18 protein-coding genes are annotated in these 16061 nt (G+C 74.1%); 15 read left to right on the top strand and 3 right to left on the bottom strand.

Annotation, left to right across the window (positions count from 1 at the left end; translation table 11 throughout):
* From ABD317_RS21980 to ABD317_RS21930, 11 genes are all read left to right on the top strand, one after another.
* A partial coding sequence (locus ABD317_RS21980; RefSeq protein WP_344291656.1) for a hypothetical protein occupies nt 1-569 on the top strand: 569 nt, incomplete at its 5' end.
* Nucleotides 570-845: 276 nt separating this feature from the next.
* Nucleotides 846-1589, top strand: a complete 744-nt coding sequence (locus ABD317_RS21975) for an ABC transporter ATP-binding protein (RefSeq protein ID WP_344291655.1) — start codon at nt 846-848, stop codon at nt 1587-1589.
* A 1-nt stretch (nt 1590) separates the two neighbouring features.
* Nucleotides 1591-2439 carry an ABC transporter permease gene (locus tag ABD317_RS21970; protein WP_344291654.1) on the top strand — a complete coding sequence of 283 codons (849 nt, stop codon included), beginning with the start codon at nt 1591-1593 and terminating at the stop codon, nt 2437-2439.
* Between the two features lie 38 nt (nt 2440-2477).
* Nucleotides 2478-3584: an ABC transporter substrate-binding protein gene (locus ABD317_RS21965; RefSeq protein ID WP_344291653.1), complete on the top strand. Its 1107-nt coding sequence runs from the start codon at nt 2478-2480 to the stop codon at nt 3582-3584.
* 52 nt (nt 3585-3636) lie between these two features.
* Entirely contained in the window at nt 3637-4788 is a 1152-nt protein-coding gene (locus ABD317_RS21960; RefSeq protein WP_344291652.1) for an FAD-dependent oxidoreductase, read from the top strand.
* Between the two features lie 81 nt (nt 4789-4869).
* Nucleotides 4870-5481: an amino acid synthesis family protein gene (locus tag ABD317_RS21955; protein ID WP_027752009.1), complete on the top strand. Its 612-nt coding sequence runs from the start codon at nt 4870-4872 to the stop codon at nt 5479-5481.
* Between the two features lie 14 nt (nt 5482-5495).
* On the top strand, nt 5496-6236 hold the full coding sequence (locus tag ABD317_RS21950) for a class II aldolase/adducin family protein (protein WP_344291651.1): 741 nt from the start codon (nt 5496-5498) through the stop codon (nt 6234-6236).
* Between the two features lie 35 nt (nt 6237-6271).
* Nucleotides 6272-7204 (top strand): 3-hydroxyacyl-CoA dehydrogenase NAD-binding domain-containing protein, encoded by a 933-nt coding sequence (locus ABD317_RS21945; RefSeq protein WP_027752007.1) that lies wholly within the window; start codon nt 6272-6274, stop codon nt 7202-7204.
* 16 nt (nt 7205-7220) lie between these two features.
* Entirely contained in the window at nt 7221-8159 is a 939-nt protein-coding gene (locus ABD317_RS21940) for an alpha/beta fold hydrolase (RefSeq protein ID WP_344291650.1), read from the top strand.
* A complete protein-coding gene (locus tag ABD317_RS21935) occupies nt 8150-8620 on the top strand; it encodes a YbhB/YbcL family Raf kinase inhibitor-like protein (RefSeq protein WP_344291649.1) in 471 nt (156 codons plus the stop codon). The genes ABD317_RS21940 and ABD317_RS21935 overlap by 10 nt, the downstream gene beginning before the upstream one ends.
* 74 nt (nt 8621-8694) lie before the next feature.
* Nucleotides 8695-9429 carry an IclR family transcriptional regulator gene (locus ABD317_RS21930; RefSeq protein WP_234019776.1) on the top strand — a complete coding sequence of 245 codons (735 nt, stop codon included), beginning with the start codon at nt 8695-8697 and terminating at the stop codon, nt 9427-9429.
* A gap of 82 nt (nt 9430-9511) precedes the next feature.
* Here the strand turns inward: ABD317_RS21930 and ABD317_RS21925 are convergent, their stop codons facing one another.
* Complete coding sequence (locus ABD317_RS21925) at nt 9512-10045, bottom strand: TerD family protein (protein WP_344291648.1); 534 nt, start codon at nt 10043-10045, stop codon at nt 9512-9514.
* A 379-nt stretch (nt 10046-10424) separates the two neighbouring features.
* Between ABD317_RS21925 and ABD317_RS21920 the strand changes: the two genes are divergently transcribed.
* The 3 genes from ABD317_RS21920 to ABD317_RS21910 are packed head-to-tail and all read left to right on the top strand — an operon-like array spanning nt 10425 to nt 12421.
* Nucleotides 10425-10850 (top strand): RlpA-like double-psi beta-barrel domain-containing protein, encoded by a 426-nt coding sequence (locus tag ABD317_RS21920; protein ID WP_027752003.1) that lies wholly within the window; start codon nt 10425-10427, stop codon nt 10848-10850.
* A gap of 13 nt (nt 10851-10863) precedes the next feature.
* Nucleotides 10864-11481: a hypothetical protein gene (locus tag ABD317_RS21915; protein ID WP_027752002.1), complete on the top strand. Its 618-nt coding sequence runs from the start codon at nt 10864-10866 to the stop codon at nt 11479-11481.
* Nucleotides 11482-11512: 31 nt separating this feature from the next.
* Nucleotides 11513-12421 (top strand): MauE/DoxX family redox-associated membrane protein, encoded by a 909-nt coding sequence (locus ABD317_RS21910; protein WP_344291647.1) that lies wholly within the window; start codon nt 11513-11515, stop codon nt 12419-12421.
* Between the two features lie 64 nt (nt 12422-12485).
* On the opposite strand, the gene ABD317_RS21905 is transcribed toward ABD317_RS21910, so the two are convergent.
* Entirely contained in the window at nt 12486-13634 is a 1149-nt protein-coding gene (locus ABD317_RS21905; protein WP_344291646.1) for an LLM class flavin-dependent oxidoreductase, read from the bottom strand.
* Nucleotides 13635-13935: 301 nt separating this feature from the next.
* Here ABD317_RS21905 and ABD317_RS21900 point away from each other — a divergent pair, with 301 nt between their 5' ends.
* Nucleotides 13936-15168 (top strand): S8 family peptidase, encoded by a 1233-nt coding sequence (locus ABD317_RS21900; protein ID WP_344291645.1) that lies wholly within the window; start codon nt 13936-13938, stop codon nt 15166-15168.
* Between the two features lie 105 nt (nt 15169-15273).
* Here the strand turns inward: ABD317_RS21900 and ABD317_RS21895 are convergent.
* Nucleotides 15274-16061 (bottom strand): beta-galactosidase small subunit (locus ABD317_RS21895; RefSeq protein WP_344291644.1); only part of this gene is annotated, 788 nt, incomplete at its 5' end.

Raw genomic sequence — 16061 nt, 5'->3', positions numbered from 1 at the left:
CCCGCCGCGCCGCTCCCGGCCCCGCCGCCGTCCGGGGCGCGGCCGTGGCGCGGATGGCCCGCCGCGAGGCCGGCCTCCTCCTGGTCACCGCGCCGGCGGAACTGCCCGACGTCCGGCTGAAGGTCGTGCCCTGTCCGGAGCACCCGGCCGCCGACCCCGCCCTGCCCGTCCGCGACCTGCCGGTGCGCTGGCTCGGCGAGCACCTGAGCGAGGCCGCCGGCGACTCCGCGCTCGTCGTCCTCGCCTGCGAGCGCCTCGAACCCCGCCCGCTCGCCGTCCTCGCCGCCCTCGGCGACGGCGGCTGGAAGGGCACCGTCGAGACCGGCGCCGCCACCGCCGCCCAGCTGCGTGCCGCGGGGCTGCGCGGCGCGGCGCTGACCGCGGCGCTGGACGACGCCGAGCGCCGGTTCACCGCCGGTGACGGCGCCGTCGTCACCCTCCCGGCGGCCTGCCGCGCCGCCGGCGGCACCCCGCGCCGGCTCTGGCCGCACGACGACCCGGAGCTGTCCGCGGACGACGACCTCTACGCGCGGCTGCGGCTGCGGTTCGTGCGGGAGACCGCGCTGTAACGCGGTAGCGCGCGCGGCACAGGTCCGGCCACCTCCCGGGGGCGGCCGGAGCCCGGTTGACCACCGGTGCTCCGGCCGCCCTTCCGGGTTTCCGCGCTGCGTCGTCCGAGGGAAATCCATGTTTCGGCTCTTGACGCCCTCAGGGTGGCGTGCCTAACGTGCTTGATAACACATTCTTAGACAGTGATAACCCGATCGTCCAACTCCGGTGTCGCTCCGATGCGCGGATAGGAGCTTTCCATGGAATCCATGGGGATTTCAGCGCAGGGTATCGCAATGCGTTTCGCTCGGCGCGAGCAGGAACAGACGGTTCTGGAGAACCTGGACCTCGACATCACCCCCGGCAGCTTTGTCACGCTGCTCGGCCCCTCCGGGTGCGGCAAGAGCACGCTGCTGAAGATTCTCGGCGGAATTCTCGAACCCACCCGGGGCACGGTGCGGATCGGCGGGCAGCCGGCCGCCGACGCGGTCAAGGGCCGCGTCATCGGCCTCGTACCGCAGCGGCCGGCGCTGCTGCCGTGGAAGTCCGCGCTGCAGAACGCGAGCATGCTGCGGCAGATCGCCGCGGGCGAGCGCGCGGCCGAGGCCGCCCCGGCGGCGCGGCGGGCGCTGGAGCTGGTCGGCCTGAGCGCGGCGGAGGACAAGCTGCCGCACGAGCTGTCCGGCGGCATGGCGCAGCGCGTGTCCCTCGCCCGCGCGCTGGCCATGGACCCGGCCATCCTGCTGATGGACGAGCCCTTCGGCGCGCTGGACGCCATCACCCGGGACGAGATGAACCTCAAGCTCGCCGAGATCTGGGCGACGACCGGCAAGACCGTCGTCTTCGTCACCCACTCCATCTCCGAGGCGGTCTTCCTCTCCGACACCGTGCACGTGATGGGCCTGGACCGGGGCCGCTTCCTGGAGAGCCTGGACGTCGCCCTGCCCCGGCCGCGTACCCGCGAGGTGCTCGACGAGCCGGTGTTCACCGAGTACACGGGGCGGCTGCGCGGCCACCTGGAACCGAAAGCGACGGTCTGACATGGTGCTCGCACAGGACGACGTGAAGAAGCCGGCCGGGCGGCGTCCGGGCGGCGGCCCGGCCCGCGGCGGCGCGGTGCGCTCCTGGCTCCGGCGCGTATGGCCCAGTTTCGCCGTGTTCGTCGCCGCCTTCGTGCTCTGGGAACTGGCCGTCGAGGTCTTCGGCATCTCCAGCTTCGAGCTGGCCAAGCCGAGCGAGTTCCTCGCCGAGATGTGGCGCTCGCGCGACATGCTCGGGGAGGCCGCCTGGGTCACCACCCAGGAGATCCTCTACGGCTTCCTCCTCAGCTTCGCCATAGGCGTGCTGCTCGCCGTGCTCATCGTCCGCTTCGGCTGGCTGGAGCGCGCGCTGTACCCGCTGATCGTGCTCTTCCAGGTCGTCCCCAAGGTCGCCCTGGCGCCGATCTTCATCCTCTGGTTCGGCTACGGCCTCGCGCCGAAGCTGCTGCTCATCGTGGTGATCACGTTCTTCCCGATCACCCTCAACACGATCGTCGGCCTCAAGGCCGTCGACCAGGACCTGCTGCTGCTCATGCGGTCGGTGGGCTCGTCGCGGAACCAGATCCTCACCCGTATCCGGATCCCCACCTCGCTGCCGTACCTCTTCGCGGGCATGCGCATCGCGATCACCCTCGCCGTCATCGGCGCGGTCGTCGCGGAGTTCGCCGGCGCGGAGAACGGCCTCGGCTATCTCATCCAGTTCGCCTCGACACAGCTGGACACCCCGCTCATGTTCGCGGCCCTGACCCTCGTGTCCCTGCTCGGCCTGATCCTTTATTACGGGATGTCGCTGCTGGAGTTCGTGCTCCGCAAACGCTTCCCGCACATCACGGCCGACACCACCCGTTGAATCCGGCAAGGCATTCTCTCCTGCACTAGGAGCCCAACATGTTCCCCTCCGGAAAGAAATTCAGGCAGAGTAGGAAAACCGCCGCCGGTATCGCGGGCGCGACCACCGCGGCGCTGATTCTCGCGGGCTGCGGCGGCGACTCGGGCGACGACTCCGGCGACGGCGGACTCGACCAGGTCAGCGTGCAGCTCGACTACCAAGTCCGCGGCAACCACGGCATGTTCTACGTCGCCGACGAACTCGGCTACTTCGAGGACGAGGGCATCGACGTCGAGGACATCAAGACCGGCACCGGGTCGCCGGACGCGCTGCGCATCGTCGGCACCGGGCGCGCCGACTTCGGCTTCGGCGACCTGCCGTCGCTCGTCACCGCGCGCTCCCAGGACGTGCCCGTCACCGCCCTGGCCGCCGTCAACCAGACCTCGCCGCTGGCCATGTGCACGGTGAAGGACGAGAACCGGCTGCGGTCCATCGACGACCTGAAGGGCATGACCGCCGGCATCCACGCCGCGGGCTCGACGTTCATCTTCTACCAGGCGCTGCTCGCGGCCAACGGCATGGACCGCGACGACCTCAAGGAGGTCAGCGTCACGCCGCCGTACGAGAACTACCTGATCCAGGGCAAGGTCGACACCGTCCCCTGCTACATCGACGCCGAGGTCCCGCAGCTGGAGGACGCCGCCGGCGGCCCGGGCTCCCTCGACGTCCTGCTGGGCTCCGAGCACGGCTTCGAGGGCTACGGCTCCGGCCTGTTCACCAGCGACGAGATGGTGGAGAACGACCCCGACCTGGTGCAGCGCTTCACCAACGCCTACCTCAAGGCCTTCGACTACGTGCAGCAGAACCCGGAGAAGACCGCCGAGATCCTCGCCGGGTCGTCCCCGGAGCTGCGCGACAAGGCCGACCTGTTCGAGCGGCAGCTGCAGGCCGACATCGACCACACCTTCACCAGCGACGTCACCGACGAGCACGGCCTCGGGGCGATGGACAGGCAGGTGTGGCAGGCGACCATCGACACCCTCGACCACCAGGACGTGCTCAAGGGCGGCGCCCCCGACGTCCAGGACGTCTACGAGGAGAAGTTCGTCGAGAAGGCCGCGCAGGCCGGCGCCGGCTCCGGTGCCGGGAACGACGCCGGCAACTGAAGGCGCAGCCGGCCGCCTCCGGGCGGCCGGCCCGACGAGTGAGAGCGGAGCTATGGAAACCACGGTTGACAGGCGCGGGCGCCACGCGGAGGTCTCCGGCGCGGGGTTCGCGGGGCTGACCGCGGCCGCGGCGCTCGCCCGGCGCGGGTGGTCGGTGCGGGTGCACGAGAAGGGGACGGAGCTGCGCGAGCAGGGGGCCGGCATCGTCCTGTGGCACAACAGCCTCAAGGTGCTCAAGGCGATCGGCGTGTACGAGGCGGTGCTGGCCGGCTCGATGACGCCGCCGTACTACGAGACCCGCTTCCAGCACGCCACCGTGTCCCACGAGGACTTCGGCGGCCTGCCCTGGCGCACGATGACCCGGCCGTACCTGCACAGGTGCCTGCTGGACGCCGCACTCGCCGCCGGCGTGGAGATCCGTACCGGCTCCGAGGTGGTCGCGGCCGACCCCCGCGGCCGGGTCACCCTGGCCTCCGGCGAGACCCTGCACGCCGACCTCGTCGTGGGCGCGGACGGGGTGAAGTCGAAGGTCCGGGACTCCATAGGCTTCGAGCAGGAGCGCTGGAAGTCCCGCGACGGGATCACCCGCTTCCTCGTGCCGCGCCACCGGGCCGAACTCGGGCCCGGCGAGTGGGACAACGTCATCGACTTCTGGAACCTCGAACCCCGCTATCTGCGCGTGCTCTACGTGCCCTGCAACGACCGCGAGCTGTACCTCGCCCTCGGCGCGCCCCGCGCCGACGAGCAGGGCAGCCGCACCCCCATCGACCTGGACCTGTGGACGTCCGCGTACCCCGAGCTGACCCCGGTCCTGCGGGCCGCCGCGACCGCCGCGGACCCCCGGTACTACGGCTACGAGACCACCTCCGTCGCCGAGTGGCGCCGCGGCGCCGTCGCCCTCGTCGGCGACGCCGCCCACGCCATGCCCCCCGCGCTCGCCCAGGGCGCCGGCTGCGCGATGGCCAACGCGTACACCCTCGCGGTCGCCGCCACCGAGGCCGACGACGGCGACGTCGAAGCGGCCCTGGTCCGCTGGGAGGAGCTGGAGCGGCCCGTCACGGACCGCTGCCAGCGCCGCTCCGCCGACTTCGCCGCCACCCGGTCGATGTCCGAGGGCAACCAGTTCACGCTCGAGAACCTCGAAACCGCCCTGTACGACCCGACCAACCCCAACCGGCACGCGCTGTCCGTCGGGCAGAGCTGAGCGGCTCCGCCTCCGGGCCCACGGCCCCCGGCGGCCGCACCGGCACCGGACTCCACCGAGACCACTGAGGAGAGGAACCTGATGACCCCCGAGGAGCAGGTGACGAAGGACTACCAGGTGCGGCGCTGGGTCGGCCTGGTCGAGGAGACGCTGCACGAGAACGGCCCGGTCGCCGCGCGGCCGCTGCTCAAGGCCGTCTGCGGCGTCGTCATCAGGAACCCGTTCGCCGGCCGCTACGCCGACGACCTGTCCGCGCTCACCGCGCCGAGCGCCGCGCTGGGGACGGCGCTCGGCCGGCGGGCCGCGGCGCTGCTCGGCGGCGCCGAGGTGGAGAGCTACGGCAAGGGCGGGCTGGCCGGGCTGGCCGGCGAGCAGGAGCACGTCGTCGCCTGCGTCACCACCGTCTTCGGCAACGCGCTGCGCGAGGCCGTCGGCGGCGGGGCGGCGTGGATCTCCTCGGCCACCAAGACCGCGGCCGCCGGCGCGAGCCTCGACATCCCGCTGGCGTACAAGGACGAGGTGTACGTCCGCTCCCACTACGACGCCGTCACCGTCTCCGTGCCCGACGTGCCGCGCCCCGACGAGCTGTTCGTCTGCGTGGCCGTCGCCAGCGGCGGCCGGGTGCACGAGCGCGTCGGCGGCCTGACCGTGACCGAGGCCCGCGCGCAGGCCGCGTCCGGGTCCGCCCGGTGACCAGGAGGTATCCCATGCAGACCAGCGATGCGCGGTACTCCCAGGACGACTCCGTCGCCAACGTGCTCGACAACCTCGCCAGGGCCCACCGGATCCTGGAGATGGAGGGCCACGGCGACATGTCCATGGGCCACCTGTCGTACCGCGACCCGCACGGCCGCGGGCTGTGGCTCAAGCGCGGCAACCTCGGCATGGAGGAGGTACACGCCGGCGACTACATCCTCATCGACTTCGACGGCAACGTGCTGGAGGGCCAGGGACTGCGCCACCTCGAATGGCCGCTGCACGCCGAGATCATGCTCGCCCGGCCCGACGTCCACGTCGTCGGCCACTCGCACCCCTTCCAGGCCACGGTCTTCGGCGCCGGCCGCGCGCGGATCGAGCCGGTGAACAACCACGGCGTGTGGTTCGCCGAGCACGGCGTCCCGCGCTTCGACTCGACCAGCCACATCATCACCACCCAGGAGCTGGGCAAGGCGCTGGCCCGCGTCCTCGGCGACGCCGACGCCGTGCTCCAGGCCAACCACGGCGCCTCGTTCGTCGGCCGCAACGTCCGCGACGCGACGCTCGCCGGGATCTTCCTGGAGAAGGCCGCGGCCTTCCAGCTCACCCTGGCCGCCTCCGGCCTGCCGTACGACTTGCCGGACGCCGACGAGAGCGTCGAGAAGAACCGCCGCATCTACCCCGAGCGGGCCCGCGACAACTACTGGATGTACTTCAACCGCAAGCTCGACCGGCTCGAAGCCGCCCGCTGACCCCGCCGGCCCGCCGCAGCACGAAAGGAACCACCGTGAGCATTCCCACCACCAGCACCGTCCTCGGTTCGGGGAGCATGGGGCCCGGCATCGCCGCGCTGCTCGCCCGCTACGGATCCGGCGTACGGCTCCACGACGTCAGCGAGGAGGCCCTGGCGCGGGCGGAGGGGACCTGCGCCGGCGTCGTCGCGCACCTCGACCGCCTCGACGTGCCCGTGACACCCGGCGGCTCCGTCACCTTCGAACGCGACCAGGCCAAGGCGCTCGACGGCGCCGACCTCGTCATCGAGGCGGTGCCGGAGCAGCTGGAGCTGAAGAAGACGGTGCTCGCCCAGGTCGAGGCCGCGGTGCGGGACGACGCGATCATCGCGACGAACACCTCCGGCATCCCGATCTCCGACATGGCGGTGGACATGGCCCACCCCGAACGCCTCATCGGCATGCACTGGTCCAACCCGCCGCACCTCATCCCGATGATCGAGATCGTCCGGGGGGAACGCACCGGCGCCGCCGTCGAGGAGCAGCTCGTCGGCATCGTCGAGGCGTTCGGCTACGAGGCCGTGGTCGAGAAGGAGGTGCCCGGCTTCGTCGAGAACCGCGTGCTCTACGCGGTGCTGCGGGAATGCATGGCCCTCGTCGAGGAGGGCGTGGTCTCCCAGCGGGACCTGGACACCGTCGTGAAGTGGGGCGTCGGCTACAAGCTCGCCGTCATCGGCCCGATGCGGCTGGTCGACATGGCGGGCCTGGACATCTACCAGGCCGTCGGCTCCTACCTCAACCGCGACCTGTCCACCGAGTCCGGCGTCTCCTCCCTGGTCACCGAGCTGACCGCCGAGGGCAGGCTGGGCATGAAGACGGGCGGCGGCCTGTACGAGTACGGCGAGGGCGAAGTCGCCGCCAAGCGCGCCGACATCGTCGACGGCCTGGTGAGCGTCCGCAAGGCGCTCTCCGCGATCAAGCCGGTGTGAGCGGGCGGAGCCGACCGTGACCCACCGGCCCCAGCCGCCCGACCCGGCGCCGCACGCACCGCCCGACGCACCGCCGGACCTCGCGTACGTGCGCGCCGGGGAGGTCGAGCTGTGCGTACGCGACGCCGGGGCCGGCCCGGCTGTCGTGCTGCTGCACGGCACCACCGCCAGCCTCGGGGTCTGGGACGCCGTGGTGGCCCGGCTCGGCGACGCGGTGCGGACCGTGGCCGTCGACCAGCGCGGCCACGGCCGCAGCGGCAAGCCCGCCGACGGCTGCACCGCCGCCGCATACACCGCAGCCGCGTACACCGCCGACGTGCTCGCGCTGATCCGCGCGCTGGACTGCGGCCCGGTGGTGGCCGTCGGGCACTCCCTCGGCGCCCGCAACGCCGTGGTGCTCGCCGCCGAGCACCCCGAGGTGGTCGCCGGCGTCGTCGCGGTGGACTACACCCCGTACGTCGAGCCGGCCGTGCTCGACGCGCTGGAGACCCGGGTGCGCGGCGGCGACCGCACCTTCGCCTCGGCGCCGGACGTCGAGGCGTACCTGCGCGAGCGCGACCCGCTGCTGCCCGCGGACGCCGTCCGCCGCCGGCGCCGCTACGGCTACGCCCCGGCCGGCGCCGGCCCGGAGCTGCGCCCGCTCGCCGACCCCGGCGCCATGGCCCGCACCGTCGACGGCCTGCGGCACGACTTCGCCGCGGCGGCCGGCGCCGTCGACGTCCCCGTCACCCTGCTGCGCGGCGAGCACAGCGCGATCGTCTCCCCGCGGGCCTTCGCCGCGACCCGCGAACTGCGCCCCGACTTCCGCGCCGTACAGCTCCCCGGGCTCGACCACTACGTGCCCGAGGAGGACCCGCAGACCGTCGCGGACGAGATCGTCCGCATGCTCGACCGTACGACGGGCCGACCCCGCCCGCGTACCGCCACCGAGAGGACCGAAGAGACATGCCCGTGAACATCAAGGACCTCGCCGTCGCCGTCCGCGGCCTCGGCCCGGGCGAGCGCATCCCGGACCGGCACGCCGCCGACCACGGCAACACGGCCCCCGAGGTCGAGATCACCGGAGTCCCCGCCGGCACGGCCGAACTGGCGCTGATCGTCCACGACCCCGACGCGCCGCTGTCGCACGGCTTCACCCACTGGGTGGTCTACGGCATCGACCCGGCCGCGCCCGCCGTGCCCTCCGCGGGTGCGGCGAACCCGGCGGGCACCGTCCGCGAGGGCCCCAACTCCCTTGGCGACAGGGCGTACACCGGACCCCAGCCGCCCCCGGGGCACGGCACCCATCACTACTATTTCTGGGTCTACGCCCTCGACACCCCGGTCGCGGGCGAGCCGTCGCGCGAGGAGTTCCTGAGCACGTACGGCGACCGCGTCATCGAGCAGAACCGGCTCGTCGGCACGTACTCCGCCTGACGCGCCCCGGGGCCACACCACGAGTACAGAAGGGCGAGCGCATCGTGTCAGAAGGGCGGGAGCGGACCCCCGGCGTGGACAGCGCCAGGAGGGTGCTGAAGATCCTTCTCCTCTTCACGGAGAAGGGGCCGGAGCTGAGCGTGGAGGAGATCGCGCACTCCGTCGGGATCTCGGTGCCCTCCGCCTACCGGTTCGTCTCGCTGCTGCGCGAGATGGACATGGTGGAGGACAACGGCGGCGGCACCTACGTGCTCTCCCCGCGGATCTTCCTGCTGGCCCGCAGCGCGGAGCAGGCGTTCCCGGTCTCCCGGGTGCTCCGCCCGCTCGTCGAGCGGCTGTCGAAGGAGACCGGCGAGGCCGCCCTCGTGATCCGGCGCGTGGGCGACTTCGCGACCTGCGTGGAGATGAGCCACCCCGAGCACACGATCCGGCTGTCGTTCGAGCCGGGCCAGATCATGAGCCTGCACCGCGGCGCCGGGCCCAAGGTGCTGCTCGCCGCGATGGGCGAGGAGTGGGCCCGGCACTACTTCGAGCGGCTGCGCCCCGCGCCGTCGCCCGCGGAGCGGGACTCGGTGCTGGCCGAGGTGCAGGCCGTCGCCGCGCAGGGGTGGTCCAAGAGCGAGGCGGAGGTCGACGAGGGCGTGTGGGCGGTGGCCGCGCCGATCGGGGTGGGCGAGAAGGTGGTCGCCGCGGTCACGGTCGCCGGGCCGCACTTCCGTATCGACGACGAGCGCGCCGGGCACATCACCGAGCGGGTCGTGGCGGCCGCGGCGGAGCTGTCCGACTCGCTGAGCACCTGGCGGCGCTAGGGCCTGTGCCCTGGGGCGGCCCCGGGGGGTGCCACCGGCAGCCTTGCGTGGCGCGGTGGCACCCCCCGGGGCCGGCCGGCCGTCAGTCGCCGGACACGGTCCCCATGAGGGCGGTGAACTGCGTGGGGCCGGCGTCGAAGCCGCGCACCGCGGGGCGGAACCGCCAGCTGCCGGAGTCCCCGCGGACGAACTCCGCGACGGTGGCGGCGGTGGCGTCGGCGACCCCGGCGAAGTCGTCGGCGGCCAGCTCGACGTGGTCCTCGCGGACCTGCACGCCGGTCGCCGCCACCTCGCCGAAGGTCAGCCGGCCGGAGCCCTGCTGGATCGCGACGCCGACGACGACGCGGGCGTACGCGGCCGAGATGCGCGCGAACTCCAGCGTCAGCACCTCGTCGGCGCCGAAGCCCTGGCCGGTGTGGCTGTGCCGCTGCAGGGTGATGGTGCCGTCGGGGGAGCGGCTGTCGAAGTGGACCAGGTAGGCCGGCTCGCCCCGCGGGTCGTCGGCGCTGTACGTCGCCGCCACGAGGTCCAGGTCGTGAGGCGGCGCACCGAGGGGACTGGGGTCCCACCTCAGCGCGATCTCGACCTTGCCGACACCCCTGTTGAAACCGGTCACCGGGCTCCCCTCTCCCGTACGTGCGCGTGCTTCCGCGTGCTCCCGACGCAACTGCCCGGCGCGGTGCGCCGGTTGCCCCCATCGTGTCACGTCCCGCCCGGGGCGGGAGCGGCGCACGGGGAGCGCGGGGCGGCACGTGGGCGGGCGGGAGCGCCCGGCCGTGCGGAGCGCCCGCGGCCGTACGGACGGGCTTGCGCCGCGGTTACACCAGAGGACCGGTCCACTGGCGCCGCGGCGCCCGTTTGACCGCGGGTGTGCGGCACGTCACGCTCGGGCCGTCCGCCACACGTGTCCCCCCGGCGGGCTCTCGGCACCCGTACGACACCCCCACAGGCACAGGGACTGTCATGTACGGGCCAATCGAAGGGAGCTCGAACACATGGCATGCAGTACGAACTACCTCTGGCGCGGCGAGGCCACCTGGTTCTGCTGCGGCGCGGCCTGGGGCCCCTGCGGCTCCGCCGGCGGCGGCGCCTGCGGCAACTGCCGCTCCGCCTCGAACCACGGCGCCTGGCCGAACGCGTCCGCGGCGTGCTGGGACATCACCCGGCCCGACCTGTGCGGCGAGGGCAACCTGCCGCGCCGCGGCTGCGGCTCCGTCATGCGCGTCGTCCAGCAGTGCTCCCGGGCGGCCGTCTGCATCACCATCACGGACTGCGGGCCGCGCACCAAGAGCTTCTGCGGCGAGGCGACCTGCTGCGACGGCGTCTGCCGCACCAACCGCATCCTCGACCTGACGCCCGCGGCGTACTCCCAGATCGCCAGCCTCAGCTCCGGCAAGACCGGCGTCTGGATCTACGAGTGAAGGAGGCGCGGCCATGAACGACGCAACGGGCTCGACGTTCGACCGGCGGCGCTTCCTGTCCGCCACCGCACTGGGCGGCGCCACCGTCGTCGGCGCCACGGCGCTCGGCGCCGTGGACCCCGACGCCGCGTTCGCGGCGCCCACCCCGCCGCTCGACCCGGCGGTCGCGGACACCTCGTTCGCCGAAGGGCTGATCACCGGCATCGAGGGCGGCACCCTGCTGCACGTCGCCGGCTCGTACGGCGAACGGCACCGCATCCAGCTCACCAACGCCACCAGCATCTGGAAGCTGCACCCCACCACCGCCGCCGACATCGAGACCGGCGACGGGCTCTACGCCCGCGGCCTGGAGATGCCGGACGGCACCGTCGCCGCCGACGCGGTCTGGGTGAACATCGTCAACCTCGACGTCACCGTCCGCGGCATCGGCAAGGACCGGCTGGCCCTCGGCTACCACGGCGGCGAGCTGATCGGCCGCATCGTCCCGGGCCGCTCCACCGCCTCGTACGCCGGCGCCGCGCTCACCGACGACCTGTCGGGGCTGCGCATGGGCCAGCAGGCGCTGGTGCTCGGCGCCTGGCGCCCCAAGGACGGGTCGGTCGACATCGCCAGGATCACGGTCGGGCACTGACGGCCGGGACCGCTTCGAGGACGGAGGCAGCATGATCGCACTGCTGGTCGGCGGCGTGCTCGGCTGGACCGGAGGCACCAAGCTGTTCGGACGCAACACCCGGGCGCAGGCGGCGGACACCGTGCTGGAGCGCCGGCTCGGCGGGCTGCCGCGCGCCACGGTCGCGCTGCGCGCGGTCGGGGCGGCGGAGCTGCTCGTCGCGCTCGTGCTGGTGGCGCTGCCGTGGCCGCTGGTCACCGGGGCGGCCGCGGCGCTCGCGGGCGCGGGCTTCGCGGCGTACCTCGGGTACGCCAGGGCCACCGCGCCCGACGCGTCCTGCGGCTGCACCGCGCGGGACAAGGCGCCCATCGGCGTACGGGCCTTCGCCAGGGCCGGCTTCGTGCTGGCCGGCGGGGCGGTCGTGCTGGCCGACGGCCTCGCGGCCGGCGGTGTGCCGGCGGCGGCCGGCGGGCCGTGGTGGGAGGCGCTGCGGGACCGGCCGAGCGCGGCGCTGGCGTGGCTGCCCTTCGGCGACCCCGACCGCTCCGTCCGGCTGCCGCTGCGCAGGCTGCGGCTGCGGCTGTTCGGCCACCCGCTGCACGCCGGGGCGGGCCGGGCCGGCGACCCCGCGGCGGTGCCCGTCGAGGGCTCCGTCGAGCTGGTGGAACGCTCCCTGGCGTGGCAGACGGTGAGCCACGTCGTCCGCTCCGGGCTGCGCGAGCACTGGGACGAGGACGGCTGGCGCTTCCTGCGCTACACCGGTCTGCACGGGACCGCCGAGGGCCCCGGCCGGCCGGTGTCCGTGGTCTTCGCGATGGACGCGAAGGCGGGGCTGGACAGCCCGCGGCCGCCGGTGATCCGCGTCGGGGTCGTCGACGAGGAGACCGGCGCGCGCGTGGACGTCGCCGCGGGTGCCGCCGGCCGGGAGCGTCCCGGCGCGCTGCTCGGCGAAGGCGTCTGAGCGCGGTGCCCGGGGCCCGTACGCCGCCGTGTGACGGGCTCCGGGCACCGCCGCGGACGTCCCGTCACACGGCGGCGTCGGTGCCGGCGGCGGCCCCGGCGCCGGCCGGCAGGCTGTAGGCGTCCGCGATCAGCTCGTACGAGCGCAGCCGCGCCTGCGGCCCGTGCACGTTCGTGGTGAGCATCAGCTCGTCGGCGCCCGTGCGCTTCTGCAGGTCGCCCAGGCCGGTGCAGACCTCGTCCGGGGTGCCGTGCACCACGTTGCCGGTCCACGAGTCGGTGAACTCCCGCTCCAGCGGGCTGAACTCGTACCGTTCCGCCTCTTCGGGCGACGGCACCAGACCGGGCCGGCCGGTGCGCAGCCGCAGCATGCTCAGCGCGCCGGCGGTGACCTGCCGCCGCGCCTCCCGCGCGTCCTCGGCCGCCAGCACCGAGACGCCGATCAGCGCGTACGGGGCCGGCAGCACGGCCGACGGCTGGAACGCCTCGCGGTACAGCTCCAGCGCGGGCCCGGTGTGCTGCGCGGCGAAGTGGTGCGCGAAGGCGAACGGGAGGCCCAGCTCCGCGGCGAGCCGGGCGCTGAACATCGACGAGCCCAGCAGCCACACCGGCGGCCGGTGCGCCGACTGCACCCCGCCGGCCGCGGTGGCCTGCACCGGGCCCGGCACGGCGTGGATCCGCCGGTACGGGTGGCCGTCGGGGAAGTCGTCGTCGAGGAAGCGGATCAGCTCCGCGAGCTGCTGCGGGAACTCCTCGGCGCCCTCGCGCAGCCGCTCCGTGCGGCGCAGCGCCGCCGCCGTCGCGCCGTCCGTGCCGGGGGCGCGGCCCAGGCCCAGGTCGACGCGGCCGGGGGCGAGCGCCTCCAGCGTGCCGAACTGCTCGGCGACGACGAGCGGCGCGTGGTTGGGCAGCATCACGCCGCCGGAGCCGAGCCGGATCGTCGCGGTGTGCGCGGCCAGGTGCGCCAGGATCACGGCGGGCGAGGAGGACGCGACGCCCGGCATCGAGTGGTGCTCGGCCACCCAGTAGCGGTGGAAGCCGCGGTCCTCGGCCAGCCCGGCCAGTGCGACCCCGGTGCGCAGCGCGTCGGTCGCGGTGTACCCGGCGCCCACGGTGGCCAGGTCCAGCACGGACAGCGGCACGGGGGCCGAGCCGCGGGCCCGGCCCCGTATCCCGTCCTGTGCGTCTCGCGCCGTCACATCCGGTGCCGCCACGTGTTCCTCCTGCTCGTCCGGTGTCTGCGGGCCTTCCCCGTGCCGACAACAGGAGGGGGTCTCCGTATTCCCGGGCACCGTTTCCCGGCTGTCGCGAGCCGGCGGGGGCGGCTCCGCCGGCCCCGCACGTGGCCGGCCGTGCCGGTCACCACCGGCTCCTGCGGGCCAATTTGGCGTGAACCTGCCACTTGTGGGGGCGTCCGGCATGCGAGACGCTGCCGGGGCGCCGCCCACTACCAGGGCGGGCAACTGGCACCGCACTGCCCGTCATTGCCCGTGATCCGGTCAACGAAAGGTTCTGGTGCACCAGATGAGACTCACCCCCACACCGCTGCGCCGTGCGACGACGGTGCTCTCGGCCCTCGCCCTCGCCGCCGGCGTCCAACTGGCCGCGGGAACCGGCGCGAACAGCGCGCCCCCCGACGGCGACCTCCGGCTCGCCCCGTCCACCACGGCCGTCGACGGCCAGTGGATCGTCGTCCTGAAGAACGGCGAGGTCGCGAAGTCCGAGACCCGCTCCGCGGCGCGCGACCTCGCCGGCACCGCGGACGTCCGGCCCGAGCACGTCTACCGCACCGCCCTGCGCGGCTTCTCCGCCGAGATGAGCAAGGCGGAGGCGGCCGAGCTGGCCCGCGACCCGCGGGTGGCGTACGTCGAGCAGGACGCCGTCGTACGGGTCGCGGACACCCAGAGCGACGCCACCTGGGGCCTGGACCGCATCGACCAGCGCGACCTGCCGCTGAGCAGCACGTACACGTACGACACCACCGCGGCCGGCGTCACCGCCTACATCATCGACACCGGTATCCGTACCGGCCACGACGAGTTCGGCGGGCGCGCCTCGATCGGCACCGACTCCGTCGGCGACGGCCAGAACGGCCAGGACTGCAACGGCCACGGCACCCACGTCGCGGGCACCGTCGGCGGCAGCACGTACGGCGTGGCCAAGGAGGCGGAGCTGGTCGGCGTACGGGTCCTGAACTGCAGCGGCTCCGGCACCACCGCGGGCGTCGTCGCCGGCATCGACTGGGTGACCGCCAACGCCGACGGCCCGTCCGTCGCCAACATGAGCCTGGGCGGCGGCGCCAGCACCGCGCTCGACAACGCCGTCGAGCGGTCGATCGACGCCGGTGTGACGTACGCGATCGCCGCCGGCAACGGCAACATCTTCGGCTGGCCGCAGAACGCCTGCAACTACTCGCCCGCCCGCGTGCCCGGCGCCCTCACGGTCGGCGCCACGGACAACACCGACCGGCGCGCCTCCTGGTCCAACTACGGCACCTGCCTGGACCTGTTCGCGCCGGGCGTGGGCATCACGTCGAGCTGGTCCGACTCCGACCGGGCCGTCAACACCATCTCCGGCACCTCGATGGCCACCCCGCACACCGCGGGCGTCGCCGCGCTGTACCTGCAGCAGCACCCCTCCGCGACCCCCGCGCAGGTCAGCCAGGCCGTCGTGGACAACACCACGCCCGGCAAGGTGCAGGACCCGCGCAGCGGTTCACCGAACCGGCTGCTGTACTCGCTGTTCTGACGGTGCCGCCCCCCGCTGTGCCGACAGCGGTGGGACCGCCGCCGAGGACCGGCACCCCGGCCCGCCCCGCCCGGAAACGGAACGTCCGGGCGGGGCGGGCCCGCGTCAGCGGCCGTCCGCGGCGGCGAAGACGAACGTGAACGTCGCCGGGCGCGCGTCCAGCGCGTACCGCGGCAGCACACCGGGGCCGCAGGACGCGGAGCCGATGCCGTGGCGGGCGTGGTCCAGCGTCACGTGCACCCGGTCGACCGGCACCAGGTCCGGCCGGTGCGTCGCGGCGTCCAGCTCCTCGGTGGTCCAGCGCCGGGCCGTGAGCGCGAACTCGGGCTCCCCCTCGATCCGCAGCCCGGCGCCGGCGCCGGCGCCGGCACCGGCGCCGGACAGCTCAGCCCAGCGCACCCGGGCGCGCGCCCCGTTCTCCTGCGGGCGCACGTACGGCGTCTGCAGCTCGTCCACGCTCGCCGACCAGCGGCCGAGCAGCGCCGCGGCGCCGGTGTCCGGGTACGCCTCGCCGGGCCCGCCGCCGTACCAGCGCACCGCGCCGTACCCGGCGGGCAGCGCGAAGCGGATCCCGAGCCGCGGCAGCGGCAGGCCGTCCCAGTCGCCCTCCGGCGTCACCGACACCGTCAGCGCCACCCGGTCCGCGTCCGCGGTCCACCGGTACTCGGCGGCCAGGCCCAAGTCGGTGGCGGCGGGCGCCACCCGGGTACGGACCGTCAGCGCGCCGTCCGCGACCGCCACCGCGTCGGGCCGGTGCCGCAGCCGGTGCAGCCCGGCCCCGCGCCAGCGCCGCGCCAGGTCGCTCCCCGGCTGCCAGTCGGCGCCGAGGTCGTTGTCCGTCGGCGCCCGCCACACCGCCAGCCGCAGCCCCGCCACGGGCACGCCGGCGAGCG

The sequence above is a fragment of the Streptomyces synnematoformans genome (genome assembly GCF_039531005.1).
In the GTDB taxonomy this organism is placed as follows: Bacteria; Actinomycetota; Actinomycetes; order Streptomycetales; family Streptomycetaceae; genus Streptomyces; species Streptomyces synnematoformans.
The sequence above is the reverse complement of the archived record's forward strand: the minus strand, read 5'-3'. Positions and strand labels throughout refer to the sequence as shown.

Coding starts and splice junctions, on each gene's coding strand:
- ABD317_RS21975 (WP_344291655.1), top strand. CDS start 846: ATGCGTTTCGCTCGGCGCGAGCAGGAACAGACGGTTCTGGAGAACCTG.
- ABD317_RS21970 (WP_344291654.1), top strand. CDS start 1,591: ATGGTGCTCGCACAGGACGACGTGAAGAAGCCGGCCGGGCGGCGTCCG.
- ABD317_RS21965 (WP_344291653.1), top strand. CDS start 2,478: ATGTTCCCCTCCGGAAAGAAATTCAGGCAGAGTAGGAAAACCGCCGCC.
- ABD317_RS21960 (WP_344291652.1), top strand. CDS start 3,637: ATGGAAACCACGGTTGACAGGCGCGGGCGCCACGCGGAGGTCTCCGGC.
- ABD317_RS21955 (WP_027752009.1), top strand. CDS start 4,870: ATGACCCCCGAGGAGCAGGTGACGAAGGACTACCAGGTGCGGCGCTGG.
- ABD317_RS21950 (WP_344291651.1), top strand. CDS start 5,496: ATGCAGACCAGCGATGCGCGGTACTCCCAGGACGACTCCGTCGCCAAC.
- ABD317_RS21935 (WP_344291649.1), top strand. CDS start 8,150: ATGCCCGTGAACATCAAGGACCTCGCCGTCGCCGTCCGCGGCCTCGGC.
- ABD317_RS21920 (WP_027752003.1), top strand. CDS start 10,425: ATGGCATGCAGTACGAACTACCTCTGGCGCGGCGAGGCCACCTGGTTC.
- ABD317_RS21915 (WP_027752002.1), top strand. CDS start 10,864: ATGAACGACGCAACGGGCTCGACGTTCGACCGGCGGCGCTTCCTGTCC.
- ABD317_RS21910 (WP_344291647.1), top strand. CDS start 11,513: ATGATCGCACTGCTGGTCGGCGGCGTGCTCGGCTGGACCGGAGGCACC.